At 48.3% G+C, this 17258-nt stretch carries 11 protein-coding genes; 1 reads left to right on the forward strand and 10 read right to left on the reverse strand.

What is annotated here, in order from left to right; all coding sequences use genetic code 11:
• Positions 1-120: 120 nt before the first annotated feature.
• The gene (locus HMPREF9431_RS10455; RefSeq protein ID WP_004381258.1) at positions 121-3315 is read left to right on the forward strand and encodes a glycoside hydrolase family 2 TIM barrel-domain containing protein; all 3195 of its coding nucleotides are present in this window, start codon (positions 121-123) and stop codon (positions 3313-3315) included.
• Between the two features lie 130 nt (positions 3316-3445).
• Here HMPREF9431_RS10455 and hemG read toward each other — a convergent pair whose 3' ends face one another.
• From hemG to aspA, 10 genes are all read right to left on the reverse strand, one after another.
• Positions 3446-4831 (reverse strand): protoporphyrinogen oxidase, encoded by a 1386-nt coding sequence (gene hemG / locus HMPREF9431_RS10460; RefSeq protein WP_040561687.1) that lies wholly within the window; start codon positions 4829-4831, stop codon positions 3446-3448.
• A gap of 19 nt (positions 4832-4850) precedes the next feature.
• Positions 4851-6215 carry an oxygen-independent coproporphyrinogen III oxidase gene (gene hemN / locus HMPREF9431_RS10465; RefSeq protein WP_004381260.1) on the reverse strand — a complete coding sequence of 455 codons (1365 nt, stop codon included), beginning with the start codon at positions 6213-6215 and terminating at the stop codon, positions 4851-4853.
• Entirely contained in the window at positions 6212-7453 is a 1242-nt protein-coding gene (locus HMPREF9431_RS10470; protein WP_004381261.1) for an MFS transporter, read from the reverse strand. The genes hemN and HMPREF9431_RS10470 overlap by 4 nt, the downstream gene beginning before the upstream one ends.
• 2 nt (positions 7454-7455) lie before the next feature.
• Positions 7456-9528 carry a TonB-dependent receptor gene (locus HMPREF9431_RS10475; RefSeq protein ID WP_004381262.1) on the reverse strand — a complete coding sequence of 691 codons (2073 nt, stop codon included), beginning with the start codon at positions 9526-9528 and terminating at the stop codon, positions 7456-7458.
• Positions 9529-9771: 243 nt separating this feature from the next.
• Complete coding sequence (locus HMPREF9431_RS10480; RefSeq protein ID WP_004381263.1) at positions 9772-10518, reverse strand: GDSL-type esterase/lipase family protein; 747 nt, start codon at positions 10516-10518, stop codon at positions 9772-9774.
• Between the two features lie 763 nt (positions 10519-11281).
• Entirely contained in the window at positions 11282-11761 is a 480-nt protein-coding gene (locus tag HMPREF9431_RS10485) for an RNase H family protein (RefSeq protein WP_004381265.1), read from the reverse strand.
• 15 nt (positions 11762-11776) lie between these two features.
• A complete protein-coding gene (argS, locus tag HMPREF9431_RS10490; RefSeq protein WP_040561689.1) occupies positions 11777-13594 on the reverse strand; it encodes an arginine--tRNA ligase in 1818 nt (605 codons plus the stop codon).
• Positions 13595-14428: 834 nt separating this feature from the next.
• Positions 14429-14980 (reverse strand): GNAT family N-acetyltransferase, encoded by a 552-nt coding sequence (locus tag HMPREF9431_RS10495; RefSeq protein WP_004381268.1) that lies wholly within the window; start codon positions 14978-14980, stop codon positions 14429-14431.
• 60 nt (positions 14981-15040) lie between these two features.
• Complete coding sequence (locus HMPREF9431_RS10500; RefSeq protein WP_004381269.1) at positions 15041-15574, reverse strand: ClbS/DfsB family four-helix bundle protein; 534 nt, start codon at positions 15572-15574, stop codon at positions 15041-15043.
• Between the two features lie 208 nt (positions 15575-15782).
• Positions 15783-17195 (reverse strand): aspartate ammonia-lyase, encoded by a 1413-nt coding sequence (gene aspA, locus HMPREF9431_RS10505; protein WP_004381270.1) that lies wholly within the window; start codon positions 17193-17195, stop codon positions 15783-15785.
• Between the last annotated feature and the right edge of the window lie 63 nt (positions 17196-17258).

A 17258-nucleotide genomic window follows, 5' to 3' on the forward strand; every position in this document is an offset into this window, starting at 1 on the left:
TGGTTCATTCCCCCGTTACCTTTTTTGTTTATTTCACAAATTATTATTGGGACATGGGTCTTTTTTGCCTATCTTTGTCCCGTTCTAACCTATTATCATTTGCATTAAATCTATTTGTGCATGCAGAAGTATCTATTTGCAATCCTGTTGGGCAGTGCGTCGGTTTCAACCGCTTTCGCGCAGCAACCCACGTTCACCGAGTGGCATGATTTGAAGGTGAATGACATTAATCGTTTCACGCCACATACACATTTCTTTGCTTTTGAGTCGGAACAAAAGGCGTTACAGAACCAAAAGCAACAGTCGGCTAATTATCTTTCGTTGGAAGGAAAATGGAAATTTAATTGGGTGAAAGATGCCAATCAGCGTCCCACCAATTTCTTTTCGCCCACCTTTAACGATGCCGCTTGGGGCAATATGATGGTTCCCGGTTGCTGGGAGTTGAATGGTTATGGCGAGCCTGTCTATCTGAATGTGGGCTTTCCATGGCGAGGTCATTTCAAAGATAATCCGCCCGAGGTGCCCGAAGTGAATAATCATGTGGGCAGTTATCGCCGCACTTTTACACTACCTTCTGATTGGAACGGGCGCCAAGTGATAGCCCATTTCGGCTCAGTCACCTCGAATATGTATCTGTGGGTGAATGGTTCGTTTGTCGGTTACACCGAAGATAGCAAGGTAGCGGCCGAATTTGACCTTACAAAATACCTCAAACCCGGAGAAAATCTCATTGCCTTTCAAACCTTTAGATGGTGTGATGGCACCTATAGTGAGGACCAAGATTTCTGGCGATTGAGTGGTGTTGCGCGCGAGTGTTATCTCTATTCGCGCGACAAAAACGTGCATGTTGAAGACATTCGCATCACGCCCGACCTCATTAACAACTATCAAGATGGCGACGCTGTGGTGGCAATGACCGTGAAAGGTAATCCCATTATCGACTTTGAATTGCTCAATGCTGAGGGCATACGCTTGGTGAAAAGCGAGTCGAACTTTAACAAACGCACGCAGGGAAATGCACATTTTGTGTTGCGTAACGTGAAGAAATGGACGGCAGAGATACCTTATTTATATACGCTTGTGGCAACGGTGAAAGACCAAAAGCGGCAGGTGAAGGAGGTTATCACGCAGAAAATAGGGTTCCGTAAGGTGGAAATCAAAGACCGACAGCTGCTGGTTAATGGCCAACCTGTGCTCATCAAAGGTGCCAACCGGCACGAGATGGATCCCGATGGTGGCTATGTTGTGACCCTCGAGCGCATGATTCAGGACATTAAAATCATGAAGAAGCTCAACATCAATGCCGTTAGAACGTGCCATTATCCCGATGATCCGCGGTGGTATGAGCTGTGCGATGAATACGGATTGTATGTTGTTTCCGAGGCCAATCAAGAAAGCCATGGCTTCCAGTATGGTCCTGATTCGAAGCTGTTAAATCCGTTGTTTGCGCTGCCCATCATGCAAAGAAACCAGCACAATGTGCGCATGCACTTCAATCATCCCAGCATCATTATTTGGAGTTTGGGCAATGAAAGCAAGAATTGCGACCACTTTGTGAAGGCTTATCAGTGGATAAAGCAGTTCGATCCATCACGTCCTGTGCAGTATGAGCAGGCACTTTGGGGGGGCGGAAAGGCCACAGATATCATGTGTCCGATGTACTATCCGGTGGAAAAGTGTGAGCAATATGCAAAAGATCCCAAGAGTGACATGCCGTTGATTCCGTGCGAATACAACCACACCATGGGCAACTCGAGTGGCAACTTTGCCGAATATTGGCAGCTTGTTCGTAAATATCCCATCTACCAAGGGGGCTTCATTTGGGACTTTGTTGACCAAGGATTGCACAAGCATCCGCAGTTTAAAGCCGAGCGAACACTGGCTGATTATGAGCAAAAGGCAGCTTCGTTGATGCCCGGAACAGGTCAGCAAGAGGAATATTGTTATGGTGGTGATTACAACAACTATGACCCTTCGGATAACAATTTCAACTGCAATGGCATCATAGGTCCCGATCGTCAATACAATCCTCATGCGTATGAAGTGGCCTATCAGCACCAAAATATATGGACAACGCCCGTAGACTTGGCGCATGGAAAGCTGCAAATTAAGAACGAATATTTCTTCCGTGACCTCAGTAACTACCGTTTAGTGTGGGCCACTTTGAACGAGAAGGGCGAGCAAATGGCTACCGGAAGTGTTGAAACGTTGGATGTTCAGCCACAACAAACCGCTGAAATTCAGTTGCCTATCGATGCACAACGCGACCATTTTGCCTATCTGAATGTCGATTATCAGCTCAAAACGGCCGAGCCTTTGTTAGAAAAAGGCCTTTCGATGGCGCATCAACAATTTGAACTTCCGCATCACTACACGCCGTCAACGCTGACCAATGCTGAGGGCATCAAGTATAAATTGCAGCGCACGCCAAGCCAAATTGTGTTGCAAGGAGGCAATGTCCGCGTGGCCTTCGATGCACAAACGGGTTGGATGACGCAGTATGTTGTTGATGGAACGAATTTCATTGGCGAGCAAGGTGCGCTGAAACCCAACTTCTGGCGCGCTGTAACCGACAACGATATGGGCTTTGGCGCACCCCAGAAGATGGCCGCTTGGCATCATCCCGAATTGAAATTGGAAAGCATTACGCCGGGCATTGTGAAAGGAAAGGACACAAAGGAAGGTGCCATTGTGATGGCTTCCTACGATATGCCGGCAGTGAAAGCTAAACTTTCGCTCACCTATCGTTTGCAAAAGGACGGCACAATCGTCGTCAACATGGCGATGAAGACCGACCCAACAGCCAAGGTAAGCGACATGCTTCGCTTTGGTATGGTGCTGCAAATGCCTTATGAAATGGGCAACATTCAGTATTTCGGGCGCGGTCCTATTGAGAATTATAGCGACCGAAAGCAGTCAGAACGCATCGGTATTTACAATCAAACGGCCGACAACCAGTTCTATCCTTACATCCGACCACAGGAAACTGGCAGCAAACAAGATGTGCAATGGTGGGATCAAACCAATGCCAATGGCGTCGGCTTGCGCTTCATTCCCCACGCAACATCGTTTGGAATGTCGGCGCTTCACTATGCTATTGACGACCTTGATGAGGGACTTGAGAAGCATCAGCGCCACAGTTATCAGGTGAAAAAATCGCCCTATACCAACGTTTGCATTGATTATCGTCAGGCAGGTTTGGGCGGAACGAACAGCTGGGGACTGCTTCCTTTGGAGCCTTATCGCATTCATTATGGCGATATGGAGTATGAGTTCAGCATGAGTCCCATTCACAAGTTGGTCGCAATGGAATGAATTTTTTTTAAGGAAAGGTTTTAGTCATACAATAGTAAAGCGCATGCTCCATCACGGAGCATGCGCCTTTTTTCATTTTTGTGGCATGCCTTTTGGGCTTGTTCGTGGGGAATGATGCTGCAAAATTTGCTTAATCGTCTTGCATACCCATGGCAACACCTTGGCGAATGCGGTCGGCCATGCCGATGCCATCGCGCAGATTACCGCCAATAACAAGGCCTGGATGCGCCTGTTCTATGCGCGCTACAGCGGCAAAACGGTCGCCACTCGACAGTTCATACTGCGGAATGGCACGCGCATGGCGGAAGAATTGTATCCTATCGGGTTGCACATCGTGAGGAAAACCGAGCATCATGGGCAAGGCTTTCATGATGATTTCGTGCAGTTCATCATCGGTTTTATCTAACATTTCAGCGTGTTTCAACCCTCCAAGGAAGAACGAAAAGAGGGCACCTTGCACCGGACAACGCCGTGAAAAGCAAGCTGATGGAAAGAGAATACCCAAGAGTTGTTGCCGTTCGCACGAGGGAATAAGCCCGCCAAAAGCCTTGTTTTCAATGCCATGTGCATCTGAAAAGCCCACACTGGCCTGCACAATAGGCGCATAACGCAGCGCAGAAATCGGTGCCATGTCGCTGTCTTTAACAAACGGAAGCATGGCTTTCAGTGCGTAAGCCCCCACCGTTGTGATGACTTTTCGGCAGCGAAGGCTCACCTTTTCGCCCGCTGTGGTGGTGTAGTCCACCTGCCATTGGCCATCAATGGGCGTGACAATCACGTTGTTTGCCTGCAAGATGATGTGCTCATGGCCTACGGATTGTGCCAAAGCATCGACCAAATGCTGCAATCCTCCTACCGCAGAAAACACCTTTTTCGTGGCCAATCGGTCGCGATGGCTTTTCTTTTCTTTGCTTTTAGCGATGGCACCACGAATGAAACTGCCATAGTTTTGCTCTAAGTTGTAAAGCTTTGGCAGGGCAAATCGCGTGATGAGCGTGTGGGGATCGCCTGCATAGACGCCCGAAATGAAAGGGTCTACGGCATAATCTAAATAGCTTTTGCCCAATCGTCTCACCACCATTGTCGCTACATCCTCGTTGGGATTGGTGCCTTTTGGGCGGAAAGGTTCGCGCAAAATGCCCCATTTGTCGCGCCAAGTGAAGAGCGGTGTGCGCAAAGCGGCTATGGGATTAGCGGGTAAAGCATGAAACTTCGTACCCTTCCAAATCCAACGTTGCCGCGCTTCTTCGTGCGCTTCTTCGAGCTGACAACCCCATTTTTCGAGGTCTTGAAATAGCTCTGCCACCTCAGGATAGCTCACAATGCCCGTGTTTGGACCACTCTCAAAGGTGAAATCGCCTTGCTGGTGGGTTTGAATTTGGCCGCCAATGCGGTTCTCTTTCTCTACCACTACGACCGCCTTGCCGCGTTTTTTGAGCGTGTGTGCGGTGGTTAAGCCAGTGAGTCCGGCGCCGATGACGATAATATCTATTGGGGATTGCTTCTCGTTTTGCATTGTTTTAAACATAAAAATGTTAGACAGGTTTGGAAAAAAGCCGATGGTTATGGCGCATCATCGGGTCGAAAGCGGCAGCCACATTGCGCACAAAGGGCAGTCCATCGGGTGTGATTTCCACTGAATCGGCATCGAAAGCAATCAAACCATCGGCTTGCAGGGTCTGCAATTCGGCTTCGTTGTAGTGGATAGCCTGCTTGATTTCGCCGACCGAAACATGCAAACGCTGCGCCATGTCGTGCCAGTTGATGGCGTTGTTGCACATGATACATTCAATCACTTCCCGTGTAATGCGCTGCCAAGGCACTAAGGCGTAGCCCCGTTGGATGGGCATTTGGCCGGCATTCACTTGCGCCATGTAGGCCGAAATATCCTTGGTGTTCTGCGCATAGGCGGCATCCAACTGGCTGATGCCCGACACACCGAAGGCGTAAACCTGTGCAGTGATGCGGCGAGGGCAATAACCTTGGAAGTTACGATGCAGGGTGTGGTGCTGCAAAGCCACATTCAAATCGTCGTCGGGCAGCACGAAATGGTCCATACCGATGGGCACATAGCCTGCCGATTGCAGCATTTTCGAGGCCTCTTCAAACATCTTTAACTTCTCAGTTTGCAGTGGGAGTCCCGCCTTTTCCAAAATCATTTGTCGCTTGAAAAGGCTTGGAAGATGGGCGTAACTGAACGTTACTAAGCGATTGGGATGCAGCGAAATGGCCGTTTGGATGGTCGAAACGAACTCCGTTGTGGTTTGTTTTGGCAGGCCATAGATAAAGTCGAAGTTGACTTTTGCACCGCCTTTGCGCAGAATTTCCATGATGTCGGCCACAGGAAGCAGGCTCGGTCGCCGGTTCACGGTGCTCAGAACGTCGGTGTTAAAATCCTGAATGCCGAGGCTAAAGCGGTTAAATCCGCTGTCCAACAAGTATTGCCAATCGTTGGATTCGAGATAGCCGGGGTGGCATTCGATGGCAATTTCGGGCTTGTCGATGGTCGAAAAGGCCGACAACAGGTGCTCGTTGATGCCACGAATGAGCGGCAACGGCATGGAAGAAGGGCTGCCTCCGCCATAATGAATCTGACTGATGCGGCGGTCTTTTCGCAGATGCGGCAGCAGCAAGTCAATCTCTTTGTGCAGCGTTTCAAAATATTCTTCAATGCGTTTGGGCTGTGCCATGGCCACCGAATTGCAGCCACAATAGTGACAAAGATGCCTGCAAAAAGGCACATGGATATAGAAAGAGATGTTGTCGGCTGCGGCATCGTTCGACGTTTCAACGGCTTTCAGATAGCGATGGGCATCGAAAGGCTCAAATTCATTGGCCGTAGGATAGCTCGTATAACGTGGAACGGGCACATTATATTTCTTGAAAAGCGCTTCGTTCATTGTTGTTTTGCTGTTTTATACAGGTGCAACGTGTAGAAAAAAGAGCCCAAAGCAAGGCCACTCTGCACGGCAAACATGCCCGTGTAGCCCGCGCAATGGGCTATTAAACCGGCCACGATGGTAATGAGAATGCCCATGAGATGGGTGATAACTGTTTGGATCGTGAAGTCGGTTCCCTCACGTCCTGTGCGCACATGTTGCATCGATGAGGTGTAAACCACCACTGTCCCCATGCCGTAACTGCCCCAAAGCACGATGATGGCAGCGGTTAACATGGGGGTAGAAGGGCGGTTCATGGCGATCCAAACGAAGGCAAGGGTGCCCAAAAACATCACGAAAGCGAAGACGATGCGCATGCGTTGCACCCCCCAACGGCGCACCAACAACCCCGCAGGATAGGCCATGATGAAGGCCGAACCAATGCCCACTATGCCACAAAGAAAGCCAATTTCTTTCATCGAGTAGCCCAAATCGACCATAAATGGTTTGAGCATCGACATGATACCGATGATGCCTGTGTAGTAGAGCACGAGGAAAATGAGCTGTCGGCTGATGCCTTTTTGGGTGAAAAAGTGCCCGAAGTCTCTCCAAGTGGCTCGCTGTTTGGTCGGCCGTTCTTGCTGAAACCGGAGCTTTTTATGCAGCCATAGCGGCACCATGGCGATGAGAACAAACAGACTTAAGCACTGGGTTACGCGGTTCCAACCATAAGAATGGAGCACCATCAAGAGCACTCCGCTGCCCAAAAGACTGCCACCAAAGTTGCCCATCGACTGCATGCTGTTGAGCAATCCGCGTTGATGAGGTGCCGATGTGCGTATGGCCAAGGCGTCGGTAGCGATGTCTTGTGTGGCCGAAGCAGCCAAAGCAAGAAGGATAAGCACGATGAGCAGGTGGAAGGAAAGGGGCAGAATGGTGTGCAAATCGAAAAGGCTTGTCACCAAAATCAACAGGGCATACACGATTTCCGCACCGATAATCGTGCGTTTATAGTCTCTAACCGTTTGGCAATGTCGGTCGATAGCGGGCGACCAAAACACCTTTAAAATCCACGGAAGTTTCACGATTTGCAGCAAACCAATGAGCGAAAGGGGCACCGCTTGCTCGCGCAAAATGACTTGAAGTGCTGTGGTAAAGAAGCTCATCGGCACGGCTTGGGCCAGATAAAGACTAAAGAAAGTGGACAGGTAGCCCGCTTTCTGTGAGGAATGTTCGCTGATTTCTTCTTGCTGTTCCATTGTTATGGGTTGAGTTTAAAGAGGATAGAAGTGCCCATCATGAAGGGTTTTCCGCGCTGAGCATACAGGGCAGACGAGGCAAACGCATAGCTCATGTAATGCGTGTTGGTGGTGTTTTTACTCCAAAGTTCCCACGTAAAGCACCCTTTCGTGGCTGCAATCTTCAGGTTGAGCAGCGCATAAAACGGCTGTTTCAGTTGGTTATCCTCGGTCCAATAAATCTTTCCCGTGCCTGTGAGTGCGGCATTCAGCATGAGTTTGTCTAAGCCCATGACGTGGAACAGGGTATAGTTGGCCGCGAAAGCCATGGTCTGTCGGGGCACCATGGGCAGCATGTTGCCCGTGAAATGCACTGTGGCGCTCTTCTCGTAGCGCAGAAACCGGGCGTAGGTGTAGCCGTAATTGGCTTGCAATTCTAAGCCTATGAGGGGGCGATAGGTGGCCGAAAGCTCAAAACCTTTGCTGTCAGAATGGCCCGCATTGTTGATGATGTTGCCCAATCCCGGCACGGTTGTGGTGACTTGTTGGTGCTTCCAATCGATGTAAAACAGGCTCATCTCGGTTTGAAGTCTGCCCTGTAGGAAGGCCAACTTGGCACCAATCTCGTAGTTCCAGTTGTATTCTGGCTCGTAAGCCGGCAGCGTTGTGGTGGTCGAGGTGACGTTGTAACCGCCTGCTTTGTAGCCTCTTGCCACCGAGGCATAGACCATTTTGTCGGTACTCAGTTGCTGACTGACGGTGAATTTCGGCGTGATTTGGCTGAAATGCGTGTGGTCGTTGAACGCCGCCGTGCGCACAAGGCTACTCCATCCCGTGGTCAACGTGTATTTGTTGGCTTCATAATCTTGCGCCACACGCTCGTAATCATAGCGCAAACCCACCGCCACGCGCAGCGTTTTTGTCACGTCATAGGCCGACTGATGGTAGAAAGCGCCACCCCAAGTGGGGGTATGATAAAACTTAGGTGTGGCATAATTGGGGGTGAAGAATTGCGTCTCAATGGCGTTGTTGAGCCGTTGATAGAAGCCAAAAGCGCCCATCATCCAGTGGTAACGGCTGTTGTCTTCGGCCGAGCGCAGTGTGAACTCCTGGCTTACGAGCGTTTGTTTCAAGCCCGTTAGCGTGAAAAACAGGTCGCGGGGGGTGAAATCTTGGTCAATCTGTTGCTTGTCTTTACTCAGCTGAACCGATGTCTGGCTGTTGAAATGCACCGCATTTCCTTTGTAGAGCCAATTCATTCCTGCCGTGAAAAGATTGCGGCGATAGTAGCCAGGGCGGTTGTAATTCACGGCATCGGCGGTGTTATCGGCCGCATGATAGAGGCCGTATGGGTAGCCACCCTGCGTGGAATGATCGAAAAGTGCACTGAGACGCATCGTCCAAAGCGGCGTGGCTTGCCAGGCAAGTCCCACTTTGGCATTGGCACTTTGCAGGTTGTCGGCCTTCTCTCCCGTATAAAGGTTGCGGAAAAAACCATCGTTGTGGTGGTAATTGGCCGCCACATTGATGCCCACGTGCGACGAAATTTTTTGATAATGGTTCACGCCGAGGCGCAAATCGTTGCGCGAACCATAGCTGATTTTGGCCATGGTGTTTTGATAATCCAACGGCGAATAGGTGTAGAGGTTGATGAGTCCGCCCGTCGAGTTGCGTCCATATAGCGTGCCTTGTGGACCGCGAAGCACCTCAATACCGCTGATTCCGGCAATATCCATGTCGACAACCGATCGCTCAAAATAGGGCATTCCGTCGACATATAAACCCACCGATGGCGCGTTGGTTTTTGAACCTATGCCGCGAATGTAGATGGGGGTGTTTTGTCGTGCGCCATAATCGGCGATGAAAAGGTTGGGGAACACGCTGCTCATGTCGCGCAGGCCGTTGAGCTCATTGCGTTGCAAGAAAGTGCTTCCTGCCACGGATACTGACAAGGGTGCTTTGCTTAAGTTGTCTTGTTTAAAGCCTCTCACCACCACTTCCTCTAAAGTGTGGTGCTGCGCAATCGTTGAATCGGCCGTTTCGGCGAACCCTTTTAAGGGGAGGATAGCGGCGAAAAGGAGGAGCGAAGACTTCATTTCCATGTTTTGTTAATATGCAACTGCAAAGTTACGGCTTTTTCTTTTTGTGCACAATCATCATTTATAAGGAGAAAAAGGGGGCTTTTGCTGCTGGTAAAGTGGACTGTTTTGTGCGGAAAAGTGGTGCAAATTGCGTGGTAAAGTGTGCGAGATTGTGCTGCAAAATGACATCAAAAAGTCATCAGCAGATGTGCTTCTTGGAGCCTATCTGCTGATGATGGGTGTTGCGTCTATGGGCGATTAGCGCTGTTTTGTGGCTGCCTTATCCTCTTTTTGTGCGTAGGGGTGCAACACTTCTGCCCAAATCTGATAGCCTTTTTTCGACAGATGCAGACCGTCGGTGCTGTTGGTAGGTTCCAATTTTGCCGTTCCGGGCTCCACCATGTGAGGGTAGATGTCGATAAAGGTGAGGCCTTTTGCCTGGCAATAGGTTTTCAACAGGTGGTTGATGGCGGGGATATCGTTGGTTTTTCCGTTGAGCGTTTTCCAACGTTGAAAGTCTTCATTGATGGGCAAGAGACTTTGAATGTAGAGCGTGGTCTGCGGGGTTTGCCGGCGAAGGGTCTCGATGAGCTGCGTTACGCGGTCGAAAACCTCTTGCGCTGAAAGCTGATGACTGAGGTCGTTGACGCCACAAAGCAGGAAGATGGCGCGCGGATGATGGGGCGTTATCTGCTGCAGGCGGTGCAACATGCCTTCGGTGTCGTCGCCAATGATGCCATAGTTGACCACGTTTTGCGTGTGCAATCGGGCGTTCCAATCGCCGCCATTCTCGGTCAAACTGTTGCCGAGCATCACGATGGAATGGGCTTTCACGGCAGGATGGGCGTCAAACTCGGCCACGCGTTGCTGGTAGTGAGGGGTGGGTTGAAAGGTTTTTTCCTGCGCTTGCGTGCTACAAGCGGTGAACAAACAGATGGGAGCGAGTAGCAAACGCATGCCTTGCCCTGCCATTTTGGTGACGATGTGTTGAATGGTTGTTTGCATGTCAATGGATAAATAGGATGAATATTCTGTGCGAAAGTAGTAAAAAGTTGCTATTTACAAAAACTTTTTTGGCCTTTAAATGAAAGGATAGGCTGTGTTTTATGTAAGAAATAGGATATTAGGACGAAGCTCTTTTATAAAAAATAATTATCTTTGCAGTGGTATAAATCAAAATAATAACACAAAATCGAATGAAATTGAATGAATATTTGAATAAGTGTCTTGTCCTTAGTGCATACATATAAACGACAATAGAATATGAAAGCAGTGAAATTCTTATGGGCAGCAACAGCATTGTTATGCTGCATGGCATGTGATTCTACGCATAATTTAGGCTTACCGCATAAGGTTGAGTTCGATAGAGCAGGGGGGAAGTAAGGATTGTTATAGTACGAGTAGCTTCTACGCTATGCATATATGTGATTATAATGGGAATGGAGATAATATTTTTAATAATATGCGAGACTCCATGATTATCGTTACTTGTGATTGGCTGATCGCAAAAACGCCACGGTATAGTATGGGTAAGGTGGAGCTGATTGCTGCACCAAACCCTACGAAAAAGAAGCGTGTGCTTTATGTTTATTGTAGTGCTGCAGGAAACGATGAAGCTTGTATTAAGGTAGTTCAATATTAGGAAGGAACGCTATCGCGTGGGTGTAGGCGTAAGAAAGAGAGAAGCGTGTGCGTGCTTTAGTGCCCTTCTCTCTGGTTTTGTGTTGGCTGCAAAGAACGATTTAGCTATAGAATAGATGGCGATGGCCTATTTCTTTCGGCCGAAATCGGCGGGCACTTCGCCCCATTTCTTCGTTTCCCACTTCAGAACGGGGGTGGTGACGGTATGGGTTTGCAGCCATTTCTCGGCACGTTCCACAATCTGATAGAGCCCTTCGGTTTGCGGATTGCGTGCCAATTTGGTTTTGCATTTCTTGTTGTGCACCCACAAAATGGCATTATAGCTGTCCGAATAAACGACGCGTTCAGTATCGTGTTGCTTGTCGAGCAAGGCCAAAGCGTGCACGATGGCTAAGAATTCGCCGATGTTGTTGGTGCCATGCGTGGGGCCGAAATGGAACACTTCGGCACCCGTTTGCAAATCAATCGCCCGGTATTCCATGGGGCCTGGGTTGCCCGAACAGGCTGCATCTACCGCCCAAGCCATGGCTTTCACCTCGGCTGGGAGTGGAAGGACCGTGTCATTTCGCCAGTTAGGCGGGTTGGAAAGGGTTGACTTTTTGGCCATAAGCGTGCCGAAAGGTTACATTCTCTCGGGCACTTCGATGCCCAAAAGCGCCATGCCGTTCTTCAAAATCTTTGCTACATTCTGCGCCAACACCAAGCGAGTGGTCTTCTCTTCGGACGTGTCGGCATTCAAAATGCTATAATCATGATAGAACTGATTGAAGTCTTTTGTCAGCTCATAGCAGTAGTTGGCGATGCCACTGGGGCTATAATCCTTGCCGGCCTGCGCCACAACGGCGGCATATTCATTCATCTTTTGAATGAGCTCAATCTCTTTTTCGTTCAGCGGAGCATGTGCATCGAGCTGCGTAGGCACGTGGATGGCCTCGCTTTCAGCCTTTCTTAGGATGGAACGGATGCGTGCATAGGTGTATTGAATGAATGGGCCTGTGTTGCCATTGAAGTCGATACTCTCCTCGGGATTAAACAACATGTTCTTGCGTGCATCCACTTTCAGGATGAAATATTTCAAGGCTCCGAGACCAACGATGCGTGCAATGCGCTGCTTTTCGTCCTCGCTCATGTCGTGGAATTTGCCCAACTCGTCGCTCATTCGGCGTGCATCGCTGACCATGGTCGCAATGAGTTCGTCGGCATCAACCACCGTTCCTTCGCGGCTTTTCATCTTTCCATTGGGCAATTCCACCATGCCATAGGAGAAATGCACCAGCTCTTTGCCCCATTTGAAGCCCAATCGGTCGAGCAAAATCGATAGCACTTGGAAGTGATAGTTTTGCTCATTGCCCACTACATAAATCATTTTGTCGATGGGATAGTCCTTAAAGCGCATCTCGGCCGTGCCGATGTCTTGCGTCATATAGACCGAAGTGCCGTCGCTGCGCAGCAACAATTTCTGGTCTAAGCCCTCGTTTGTGAGATCGGCCCACACGCTATTGTCGTCTTTTCTGAAGAACAATCCTTTGGAAAGTCCCTCTTCTACCTTCTTCTTTCCTTCGAGATAGGTTTGCGATTCGTAGTAAATCTTGTCGAAACCCACGCCCAAAGCCTTGTAGGTTTCGTCGAATCCGGCATAAACCCAGTTGTTCATGCGTGCCCAGAGCGCGCGAATTTCGGGGTCGTTCTGCTCCCATTTCACGAGCATCTGGCGTGCTTCTTTCATCAAAGGCGCCTCGTTCTTGGCTTTTTCTGCCGCAGCTTCTTCGCTCATGCCTGCTGCAACATACTCTTTTTGCAGCGCTTCGCACTCAGCTTTGTAATGCTTATCGAAGGCCACATAGAAGTCGCCGATGAGATGATCGCCCTTCTTTCCGGCCTTTTCGGGTGTAATTCCGTCGCCATATTTAAGCCAAGCGAGCATCGATTTGCAGATGTGTATGCCGCGATCGTTCACGATATTGGTCTTCACCACGCGGTTTCCGTTGGCTTGCATGATTTGCGCTAACGACCAACCCAAGAGGTTATTGCGCACATGTCCTAAGTGAAGGGGTTTGTTTGTGTTGGGCGAACTGTATTCAATCATCACCAAAGGCGAATGACTGTCGGCCTGTTGCTCGCCAAAATGCGCGTCGAGGTGGATGTCATTCAGCAGACTTACCCACGCTTCGTGTGCCACAACGAGGTTTAAAAAGCCTTTCACCACGTTGAATTTAGCCACGGCTTTGCACGTCTTTTGCAGTGCTTCGCCCATCTCTTGCGCCGTTTCTTCGGGTTTTTTCTTCGATATTTTCAAGAAAGGGAACACCACCAACGTGAAGTTTCCTTCGAAATTACTACGTGTTTTTTGCAGTTGTACGAGTGAAGGTGCCACTTCTTGCCCATAAAGTTCCTTCACAACGCGGATGACGGAACTGCATATTTCGTTCTCAATATTCATAAACTGGGAAATAACAAAATTCGAATTCTGTTGCAAAATTACAATAAAAAGTAGGAAAAGCAAAATAAAAGCCTGAGCTTTAGCCCTTATTGGGGTGGCTTTGCTGGCTTTTCCCGCCACTTTTCTCACCGCTTTCTCGCCGTTTTTTCGCCGTTTTCTCGCTGCTTCTTTGTGCAAAACCATTTAAAGCGCGTCCGCCTCTTGGCATAATGTTAACTCAATTAAAAGTGGGTTAATAATGCGTACAGTATCTAATAACCCAATTAAAAGTGGGTTAATATTGTGTGTGGTATCTGATAACCCAATTAAAAGTGGGTTAATATTGCACGTGGAATTTGGTAACCCAATTAAAAGTGGGTTAATAATGTGTGTGGTATTTGATAACCCAATTAAAAGTGGGTTGACAAATACGGCGGATATTTGGCTGCTTTGAGTTGGAAAGTACATCAAAATGCGTCGCAAAATTAGCCTTCCAATTCATGGTTTAATAATGTTCAGGGGAAAAATTAACCCTTCAATTCATGGGTTAATAATGCATAGGGGAAAAATTACCCCAACAATTCGTGGGTTAATTTTGTGAGCTATTATTCATCGGAGGCTCATTGAAGGGACATTGAAGGCTCACTGATGGGATAAAAAAAGGCCGCAATGCTCACGCACTGCGGCCTTGAGTGAATCTAAACATAGACTACTTCGTGGTTACAAACATAAAATAGCGTAACTTTGCAACAAATATCTGAGACATCATTTCTCCGATAGCAGAACAACAGTTAGAACAAGTCTTGCCTATTACAGTTTATTTTTGTCATAACCTCCCTTTTTATTTACTTCAAATTACCGATGTTGTTTTTTCCAATCTTCTAAAGTGATTTTGGTAAAATGCTCTGTGCGAAACTCGTTCATCAATGGAACAGGCTTATTGTCTTCTGTATGGCTGTAAACGAATCCGCATTTCTCTTGTGCTCGTTTCGATTTCTTGTTGCCATCGTAGTACCCACACCAAACCGTAGTCTTCCGTAAGTTCTCAAAAGCATGCCGAAGCAATTCATTTACGGCTTCAGGAATCAAGCCTTGTCCCCAGTAGGGCTCACCAATCCAATAACCTATTTCACACTCATTGTCTGCTATCTTTGCACTGTGGATTTCACTTCTTGCAGTCATTATTCCAACGCTGCCAACAGCTTCGCCAGTTTCTTTCAACACAACTGCATAGGTCTCAGGAGCAGAGAGTACCGTCTTTATAATTTTAAGACTATTCTCTATACTGGTATGCGGTGTCCAACCAGCAATAGGACCAACGTTCGGATTCCGTGCATATTTGTATAATGCTTCAGCATCGCTTTTTTTCCATGCTCTCAGTATCAGGCGTTTTGTTTGTAGTTCCATACTTTTTTCTTATCTTCCACGTTTCTTTATTAACCTTATTGTAGAGTTTCTATCGTTTGTTTATTGTGTTTTAATATGTACTTTTATTTTCTTTATCGCCCAATCATAATGGCTTGAAGTTGCTGAAACACTATAAGAACCAAGCGTAGAGGTGCCCGTCCAATCGAATATACCCTTGTTAAAGAGTTCGTTGTCAGAGAAAGTTGCAATCAATTCCATTACTTGTTGATGGCTTTCTTTTAACATTGCCTTTGCATCTGATAGCAGTGTGTTTTGATGTTTCTTCCAAAACTCCACGTTCATTACTGGATATGTTTTCCAATTATAAGGCTCAGGAAGAAAAGATTTGCATTCTCCCTCACGATTGGAGTTTATCCAATTCAGTAACAACTGATGCCATTCATACAGATGAACAAGTACATCGCGCAGATTTTTGTCCCTGCTCCAATGTGCTTCTTTGCCCATTGCAGCCATTTTTTCTGCAAAGGTTGCTGTCTGTAGCTCTTTGCTCATACTGTCTATGAGCTTCCACATCTTCTCAAATTGTCCATTAGCAGATGTTATTAAATCCACTTTTGTTGTTGCTCGTGCCATTGTTTTTTTTATATTTTATCAGTTGAAATAACTCTGAATGTACAAGAGTTAACGGTGATACAGATATGTTCTGTATCATTAGTTGAGACCTCTGCGAAAGTCTTTTTACACCCCAGAGCTACTATTGATAATCAATGAGTTATATTTATGATTTCGCTATCTGTATGAAGTTTCGCAGAGGTCTCTATGTAATAGTTCTTTCCTTTAACTATTTGATGAGCTGATGCGACACCAACATGTTCTTGGGGTCGAGCGCTTCGTCGAGCTTTTCTTTGGTCATCAGCTCTTTTTCGAGCACGATGTCGTAGACCGAGCGGTTGGTTTCCAAGGCTTCTTTGGCCACCTTCGTGCTGTTTTTATAGCCGATATAGGGGTTCAGGGCCGTCACAATGCCGATGGAGTTCTTCACCATTTCGTAGCAACGTTCCTTGTTCATGGTGATGCCCACCACGCATTCTTCGGTCAAGGTGTCGATGGCATTGCGCAGCCACCAGAGGCTTTCGAAGAGGCATTCGGTGATGACGGGCTCCATGACGTTGAGTTCTAACTGGCCGGCTTCGGCTGCAAACGAGACTGTTGTGTCGTTGCCAATGACCTTAAAGCACACCTGATTGGTGACTTCGGGGATGACGGGGTTGACCTTTCCGGGCATGATTGACGAGCCGGGTGCCTTGGGGGGCAGATTGATTTCGTTGAGACCGCAACGCGGACCGGAGGCCATGAGGCGGAAGTCGTTGCAGATTTTGGAGAGTTTCACGGCCAAACGCTTCAATGCTCCGCTATAACTTACGTAGGCACCTGTGTCGGGAGTGGCTTCAACCAAGTCGGTAGCCGAGATGAAAGGCTCGCCAGTGAGCTTGCTTAAGTTGGTTGCACAGAGCTTCGAAAAGCCCGGAACGGCATTCAAACCCGTGCCGATGGCCGTGCCACCCATGTTGATTTCGTGCAACAGTTTGATGTTGCGTTCGAGGTTAAGAATCTCCTCTTCCAAGTTGTTGGCATAGGCATTGAACTCCTGTCCCATGGTCATGGGCACGGCATCCTGCAACTGGGTGCGCCCCATTTTGAGGTTGTCTTTAAACTCGGTTGCCTTGAAACGCAGGGCACTGATGAGGCCGGTGAGGCTCGAAACGAGGCTCTTGTTCATGCGAATCAAGGCCAGGCGGATGGAGGTGGGGTAGACATCGTTGGTGGATTGTCCGCAGTTGACGTGGTCGTTGGGGTAGCAATACTGGTATTCGCCGCGCTTGTGGCCCATGATTTCGAGCGCACGATTGGCAATAACCTCATTGGCATTCATGTTGACCGATGTGCCTGCGCCGCCCTGCATCATGTCGATGGGGAAGTTTTCGTGCAGCTTTCCGTCGATAATCTCCTGGCAGGCCTGACTGATGGCGCCGGCGATTTCGTCGTTAATCACACCAAGGGAGTGGTTGGTTTGAACGGCAGCGAGCTTCACATAAGCAATAGCGATGACGTAATCAGGATAATCGCGCATCTTTTTTCGCGAGATGTGATAGTTGTTAATGCCGCGTTGTGTCTGCACGCCATAGTAGGCATCGGCAGGCACTTTGAGCTCACCTAAGAGGTCGCTCTCTACTCTGAATTGTTCGTTTGACATAATTTAATGCGCCGTCTGGTGGTGCTTTGCGCTGTTTGTGGCAAGCCTTTGCCGCATGATGTT

The sequence above is a fragment of the Segatella oulorum F0390 genome (assembly GCF_000224615.1).
GTDB classification, from domain to species: Bacteria; Bacteroidota; Bacteroidia; order Bacteroidales; family Bacteroidaceae; genus Prevotella; species Prevotella oulorum.